Origin of the sequence: Niveispirillum sp. (assembly GCF_017996735.1) — a bacterium.
Taxonomy (GTDB): Bacteria; Pseudomonadota; Alphaproteobacteria; order Azospirillales; family Azospirillaceae; genus Niveispirillum.
The window spans coordinates 1-6,950 of record NZ_JAGOGJ010000210.1 but is presented as its reverse complement, the minus strand read 5'-3'; the positions used below and the strand labels follow the sequence as shown (position 1 = coordinate 6,950).

The window sequence follows — 6,950 nt, the reverse complement described above, 5'->3', positions numbered from 1 at the left end:
GACCTGACCGATAACATCCTGCATCTGGTGCTGGCACGCCTGCCCGATGGGCCGCCGGGCAGCCGGGGTCTCTCCTGTTCCTGGTCCCGAAATGGTTGCCGGATGGGATCGGCGGTAACCAGCGGCGCAATGACGTCCACTGCCTTGGCATCGAGCATAAAATGGGCCTGCACGCATCGCCCACCTGCACCATGGGCTTTGGTGAGCGGGAAGGTGCCGTTGGCTGGCTTATCGGTCGCGAGCATCAGGGGCTCGCCTGCATGTTCACCATGATGAACCGTGCCCGCCTTGCCACCGGCCTGCAGGGCGTCGCGGTGGCGGAACGTGCCACGCAGGCCGCCGAAACCTATGCACGGCAACGGGTTCAGGGCAGCCTGCACCGGGGTGCGCCACCGGTCCCGATTCTGGCTCACCCGGATGTGCGCCGCATGCTGACCGATATGCGCGCCCGGACCATGGCCATCCGCCTGATCGCCTATACCGCCGCCGTGGCGATCGACCGCGCGCATCAGGCCGACGATGCGTACCAGCGTCAGGCCGCCCTTGACCGCGCATCGCTTCTGACCCCCATTGTGAAGGCCTATTGCAGCGACACCGCCATCGATATCGCCTCCACCTGCATCCAGGTGCATGGCGGCGCCGGCTATGTGGAAGAGACGGGCGTGGCCCGGCACCTTCGCGATGTCCGCATCACCGCGATCTATGAGGGGACGAACGGCGTTCAGGCTATCGACCTTGTCCAGCGCAAGATCGTGCAGCCCGGCGGATCGGCCATCCGCGCCCTGCTGACGGAATTGCGGCTGGATGCACGGGCGGCCGCTTCTGCGCCAACATCACGATTGCGCGATTGCGCACCGCTGCTGAGCGATGCGCTGGACGCCATCGCCGACACGGTCGACTGGCTGTTGCAAAGCGATCGAACGGAAATCGATCGACTGGCCGGTGCCACGCCTTTCCTGGGCATGGTGGGGCGGGCCCTGGGGGCGGCCCTGTTGCTGCGGGGCGCCGTGATGACGCCAACCGCGGAAACCCCCGTCGATATCGCCTGGCTTGCCTCCAGCTTCTGCTGGACACATCTGGCATCGGTACCGGTCACGGCCCGGCTGGTCCGTCAGGCGGCGGCATTGCTGCCCCCGACCCCGCTATAGGTTCGCGGCCCGATCCGCCCCCCGCCCCTGTTGTCCCCTATAAGGGGGACAGATGTTTCCCTTTCCCGCCCGCATAGTTGGCCCATCGAACCGGGGAACACCCGGCGCCAAAATCGGGAGGGGGACGTGACCGGATTGTCACCCACGGGCTATGACCTGCCCGTCTATGAATATATGCGGCCACCGGAATTGTCGGGGTCGGGCCGAGACAGGTATCCGGTAGTCATCGTCGGCGCCGGGCTGGCCGGCCTGACGCTGGCCTGCGATCTGGCCAGCCGGGGCATTGCCGCCATCGTCCTGGACGAGGATGACACGGTGGGCGTGCGCGGTGCCTCCAGCCGGGGCATCTGCTACGCCCAGAAAAGCCTGGAGATTTTCGACCGGCTGGGCATTTACCATCGCATCCGCGACAAGGGCGTGACCTGGTCCGTCGGCAAGGTGCTGCGCGGCCAGGACGCGCTCTACCGGTTCGATCTGGCCGAGGGCAGCCGGTCCGCCCAGCCGCCCTTCATCAATATCCAGCAATTCTATGTCGAATGGTTCCTGGTGGACCGTATCCGGGAACTGGGCCGCACGGACCTGCGCTGGAAGAACCGGGTGACCGACATCCGGCAGGACGGCGATGGCGCCGTCCTAACCGTGGAAACGCCTGACGGTGCCTACAGCCTGGAAGCCGACTGGGTGATCGACGCCTCCGGCCATGCCAGCCGGGTACGGCAGTCCCTGGGCCTGCCGACACGGGGGGAACTGGGGGAGGATCGCTGGTGCATCTCCGACGTGCGCTTTCATAAAGATCTGCCGGTGGAGCGCTGGACCTGGGTGGAGGCGCCGTTCAATGAAAACCGGGCGGTCTGGCAACACCTGATGGCCGATGGCGTCTGGCGCATGGATTACCAGATGCTGCCCAACACCGACCCGACTGAGGCCAGCCGGCCGGAAGTGGCGGCGGCACGCCTGCGTGATCAGTTGGGGCCGGACGTGGAGTTCGATCTGGTCTGGGTCGGCGCCTATGCCTACCGCACGCAACTGATGGACGATTTCCGACATGGAAAGGTGTTCTTCATTGGCGATGCGGCCCATGTGAAAAGCCCGTTCGGCGCGCGTGGCGGCAATAGCGGCATTCAGGATGCGGAAAACCTGGCCTGGAAGCTGACCCTGGTCCTGAATGGTCAGGCGCCCGAAACGCTATTGGACAGCTACAACGCCGAACGCCGCCCGGCGGCGGTGCAGAATATCGCCGTCACCCGCCGTTCCGGCCGGTTCCTGGCCCCGCGCACGGAGATTGAGCGGATGTTCCGCACGGCCGTGATGGATCTGGCCGTCGATCATCCTTTCGCCCGCCTGCTGCTGAATACCGGGCGCATGTGCGTTCCGTACCATTATGCCCAATCGCCCCTGACCACGGGCGATGCGGGACAGGCCCTGCCCAATCTGACCCTGGGCAGCCGTTCCCTGGGTGGCATGTTGCGCGGCGATGGGGCCGGTTTCCTGGCCCTCTGCTGTCCGCGCGACGGGGAGGACGGGCTGGGCAGCACCCTGTTGCACCTGACCCGTGAGGGCTGGCCCCTGCATGTCCAGACTGTCGGTGCCGATGAGGGGCTGACGCTGGGCATGGCACCGGGGGAGGTTCTGCTGATCCGCCCCGACCTGCACCTCGCCGCCCGCTTGCCCGATGCCGATGCGGAACAGGTCCGCCGCGCCCTGGCGCGTGCCACCGGCCGGACCTGAGCCCAGGGAAGGAACACAACACATGCGCACCATTCCCAACATTCCCGATCCCGACGCCTTCTATGAGGCGTTGCTGGACGCACATGCCGGGTTGCAGGCGGCGGAAAGCCACGCGCTGAACGCCCGCCTTGTCCTGCTGCTGGCCAATCAGATCGGTGACCAGGGCGTCCTGCTGTCCTGTCTTGAAACCGCGCGGGATACCGCCACCCAACGGAGGAACGATCCGTGACCCAATCCTTCGCGTCCGCCGCCGACAATGCCCAGCAGACCCCGCAACTGGTCGAACTGGCGCACGGCGTTTATGGCTTTATCAGCGATTTCGACCCGAATTGCGGCATTGTTGTCGGTCCGGACTATGTCGTCGCCATCGACACCCGCGCCACGCCCGCCCTGGCGCGGGAGATGCTGGCCGCCATCCGCAGCGTGACCGACAAGCCGGTGCGGTACGTCTTCCTGTCCCATTACCACGCGGTGCGGGTGATGGGGGCGTCGGCCTTCGACGGGGCGGCCCTGATCGCCAGTCAGGCGACCCTGGACCTGATCACCGAACGCGGGCCGGATGATTTCGAGTCCGAAGTGCGGCGCTTCCCCCGCCTGTTCCGGGGGGTGGAGGAAATCCCCGGCCTGACCTGGCCCGATCTGGTTTTCGATCAGGGCCTGACCCTGCGTCTGGGTGACCGCGACCTGCATTTCCGGCATCTGGGTCGGGGACACACGGCGGGGGATTCCATCTGCTGGATACCGGATTGCGGGGTGCTGTTCTCCGGCGATCTGGTGGAAAACCGCTGTGGCGTCTATGCCGGCGACGGTTATGTCGCCGACTGGATCGACACGCTGGCCCGGCTGCGCGACCTGCCCGCCACCACCATGGTGCCGGGTCGCGGGGCCGCCCTGCGGTCACGTGAGGCGGTGGCGGGCGCAATCACGGCCACCCAGGGTTTCCTGACCACATTGCGCGATGTGGTTGCGGGCGCCCACGCGCAAGGCGCCGACCTGAAGGCCTGCTTCCAGGCGGCGGAACAGGCCATGACCCCGCTTTATGGCGACTGGCCGGTTTTTGCCCATGTGCTGCCCTTCGATGTGGCGCGCATGCTGGAACAGTTGCAAGGCGGCGAACACCCCACTCCCTGGACGGCCGAGCGTGACCAAGCGCTCTGGGCCCTCTTGCGGGGCTGAGGTGATGGCGGGGTCAGACAGGGCGCATCAGGCGCGGCAGGTTGCGCAGGCACAGGGCGAACAATTCCGCCTGGGAGGCGATGCCCAGCTTCTGATAGGCGCGCTTGCGCAGGGTGATCACCGTCGACGGGCGCACGCCCAGGTCGGCGGCGATGCCGTCCGTCTGATAGCCCAGCACGATCCGGCAGCACACGGCCAGTTCACGCGTGCTCAACGTCTCCTCGGCCAGTTCGACCAGTCTTTCGACAAAGGGAAGGGTCCGGCCGGCATTGATGTCCGACTGCACGATATAATGGGCGCAGTGTTGCCGCACGATGCTGGTCAGCAGCGGCGTGATGGCGGACAGCAGCTCGACCTCCCCGTCCGTGAACGTCCCGGCGCGCAGCGAGCGGTAGAAGTTCAGGTAGAAGGCCATGTCCGACGTGCGCCAGATATAGGACACCTTATCGACGATGCCGACGGTCGTATAGAAGCGGCGCAGATAGTCCTGCATGGCCACACGGGCCGGGTCGTGCCGACGGAAGATCACCTTCCGGCTGCTGGATATGCGCGACAATTCTTCGAAATTCGGGTCGAACGCATGCAGGCCGGCGACATAGTCGCGGCCCAGCGACAAAACCGTTGCCCGGTCCTGCAGGCTGGACCCGCCCACCTGTTTCAGCCCCGCCGCCTGCGAGTAGCAGAGGATGGTGCAGTGATCGACGGGGATCAGGCGGGCCACGGCGGCCAGCAGCGCATCGTCGAAGCGGGGCCGGCCGATGGCGGCCACCGCGTCGGACAGGGCGCAGAGCCTGACCGTCAGATCGTCCGGGGTGCCGGGCGCCGTCATGACCGGGCCTCCCGGTGCGGCAGAACCATAAACTGATAAAGCCAGAGGGGGAGATGATGACACTGGAACTGGTCGTGATCGATGTGCGGCCCGGTGCCGCCATGGAAAGCCAGTCGGGGCTGCAGATGCTGCGTCCCCGCATCTATGGCGCCTTCGCCCGGCCGGCGGGCGCGCGCACGGCCGCCCTGATCATGCATCCCACCAGCAATTTCATGGGCCATTACCTGCTGACCCCACTGGCGGCGCGCGGCATTGCCACCCTGGCGCTGAATTCGCGCTATATGGGCAATGACGCGGTGCTGCTGCTGGAACGGGTGATCCAGGATATGGGCGCCGGGGTCGCCTGGCTGCGCCGGCAGGGGTTTGACCGGGTGGCATTGATCGGCAATTCCGGCGGGGCGGCCCTGTCCGCCTTTTATCAGGCGCAGGCGGAGAACCTGACCATCACCGACACACCGGCGGGCGACCCGGTCGATCTGCGGCCCGACGATCTGCCGCCGGCCGATGGCATCGTGCTGGCCGCCGCCCATCTGGGCCGCTCGCGGCTGATGGATACCTGGATCGATCCCGCCGTGGTGGATGAACACGACCCGATGCCGTCCTGCGCGCAACTGGACATGTTCAACCCCGACAATGGCCCGCCCTACAGCGCCGCCTTCCTGGAGCGGTACCGCACGGCCCAGCGTGCCCGCAATGCCGGGATCGAAGCCTGGGCCCGTGACCGGCTGAGCCAGTTGCGCGCACGCGCCGACGGCATGCGGGATGAGGCCTTTGTCATCCACCGCACCCTGGCCGATCCGCGCTGCCTGGACCCGTCCATCGATCCCAATGACCGTATCCCGGGCACCACCGTCTGGGGGCCGCCGCATGCGCAGAATTACGCGGCCAACAGCATGGGGCGCTATACCTCGCTGACGGGCTATCTCAGCCAATGGTCGCCCAGCAGTCGGGGCGACGGCCCCGCCAATCTGGCGCGTACCCGTGTGCCGGTGCTGCTGCTGGAATATACGGCCGACCCCTCGGTCTTCCCCTCCGACAACGCCACCTGGGCCGAGGCCGCGAAAGGCCGGGTAGAGCGTCACGCCATCAAGGGCGGCAACCATTATCTCAGCGGTCAGCCGCATCTGGTGGATGCGGTGGCCGACCATATCGCCGGCTGGTGCAACCGGCTTTGACACAGGAGACGCCGCATGCTGCCCCCCGTTCCCATCCACGGCCTTCACCATTTCGCCTGGCGCTGCCGCGACGCGGAGGAAACCAGGCATTTCTATGAGGACCTGCTGGGCCTGCCGCTGGTGCATATCGTGCGCAGCGACCATGTGCCCAGCACGGGCGAATATTGCCCCTATGTCCATATCTTCTTCCAGATGCGCGACGGCTCCTACATCGCTTTCTTCGATCTGGGGGATGATGTGGCGGCCGCCCCCTCCCCCAACACACCGGCCTGGGTCAACCATATCGCCCTGCGCGTCGGTTCGGTGGCGGAGGTGGAACAGGCCATGGCCCGCCTGCGGGCGGCGGGGGTGGAGGTTGTCGGCATCACCGATCATCACATCATCCAATCCCTTTATTTCTTCGATCCCAACGGTCTGCGCGTCGAACTGACGGCACAGACCGTGTCGGACAAATACATGCGGGACGCGGCCAGAACCGCCCATGGCGAACTGGCGCTCTGGGTGGCCGAAAAGGCGTCCCTACCCCGTCATCCGCGCCACGAAGCGGGCCAGAACGGGGCCTAACTCGTCGACGGAGGAATGGATCTGGTGGACGGGGCTGATATGGTTATGCCCCTCCAGCCAGTGGAAATCCGGCCATTTCCCCTTGGCGGCCACCCGGCGGGTAACCAGCAGCGCCGCCTGACGCTGGAAATCGGCCGGATCATTTTCCGAGACGGTGAACAGGCAGGGCACGCTGGTGGTGGCCAGCCCGTCGATGCTGGATTGCGCTGCGAAACGGGCCGGGTCTGTGCCGAAATAGGCATCCTGATAGGGATTGCGCGCCGCACTGGGCACATCATCCGTATCTTATACACATCTCCGAGCCCCAGAGACGTAGAGGAACATCGTATG

General features: G+C 66.2%; 9 protein-coding genes. 6 read left to right on the top strand and 3 right to left on the bottom strand.

Features of this window, described 5'->3' with window-relative positions:
* On the bottom strand, positions 1-245 hold a 245-nt coding region (locus KBA48_RS31500), incomplete at its 3' end, for a hypothetical protein (RefSeq protein ID WP_292912633.1).
* Here KBA48_RS31500 and KBA48_RS31495 point away from each other — a divergent pair.
* The 4 genes from KBA48_RS31495 (at position 162) to KBA48_RS31480 (ending at position 4,052) form a co-directional block, all read left to right on the top strand.
* Positions 162-1,148: an acyl-CoA dehydrogenase family protein gene (locus KBA48_RS31495; protein ID WP_367273901.1), complete on the top strand. Its 987-nt coding sequence runs from the start codon at positions 162-164 to the stop codon at positions 1,146-1,148. The two genes, KBA48_RS31500 and KBA48_RS31495, sit on opposite strands and share 84 nt — an antisense overlap.
* Positions 1,149-1,274: 126 nt before the next feature.
* The gene (locus tag KBA48_RS31490; RefSeq protein WP_292912631.1) at positions 1,275-2,876 is read left to right on the top strand and encodes an FAD-dependent oxidoreductase; all 1,602 of its coding nucleotides are present in this window, start codon (positions 1,275-1,277) and stop codon (positions 2,874-2,876) included.
* A 22-nt stretch (positions 2,877-2,898) separates the two neighbouring features.
* Positions 2,899-3,105, top strand: a complete 207-nt coding sequence (locus KBA48_RS31485) for a DUF2783 domain-containing protein (RefSeq protein WP_292912630.1) — start codon at positions 2,899-2,901, stop codon at positions 3,103-3,105.
* Positions 3,102-4,052, top strand: coding sequence for an MBL fold metallo-hydrolase (locus KBA48_RS31480; RefSeq protein WP_292912629.1), 951 nt, complete (start codon positions 3,102-3,104; stop codon positions 4,050-4,052). The genes KBA48_RS31485 and KBA48_RS31480 overlap by 4 nt, the downstream gene beginning before the upstream one ends.
* A 13-nt stretch (positions 4,053-4,065) precedes the next feature.
* On the opposite strand, the gene KBA48_RS31475 is transcribed toward KBA48_RS31480, so the two are convergent.
* On the bottom strand, positions 4,066-4,881 hold the full coding sequence (locus KBA48_RS31475; RefSeq protein ID WP_292912628.1) for a helix-turn-helix transcriptional regulator: 816 nt from the start codon (positions 4,879-4,881) through the stop codon (positions 4,066-4,068).
* 53 nt (positions 4,882-4,934) lie between these two features.
* Between KBA48_RS31475 and KBA48_RS31470 the strand changes: the two genes are divergently transcribed.
* Together KBA48_RS31470 and KBA48_RS31465 are read left to right on the top strand one after the other, a co-directional pair.
* Positions 4,935-6,056 carry a hypothetical protein gene (locus tag KBA48_RS31470; RefSeq protein ID WP_292912627.1) on the top strand — a complete coding sequence of 374 codons (1,122 nt, stop codon included), beginning with the start codon at positions 4,935-4,937 and terminating at the stop codon, positions 6,054-6,056.
* 15 nt (positions 6,057-6,071) lie between these two features.
* Positions 6,072-6,620 (top strand): VOC family protein, encoded by a 549-nt coding sequence (locus KBA48_RS31465; RefSeq protein WP_292912626.1) that lies wholly within the window; start codon positions 6,072-6,074, stop codon positions 6,618-6,620.
* On the opposite strand, the gene KBA48_RS31460 is transcribed toward KBA48_RS31465, so the two are convergent.
* On the bottom strand, positions 6,576-6,893 hold the full coding sequence (locus KBA48_RS31460; protein ID WP_292912625.1) for a hypothetical protein: 318 nt from the start codon (positions 6,891-6,893) through the stop codon (positions 6,576-6,578). The two genes, KBA48_RS31465 and KBA48_RS31460, sit on opposite strands and share 45 nt — an antisense overlap.
* Positions 6,894-6,950 lie beyond the last annotated feature (57 nt).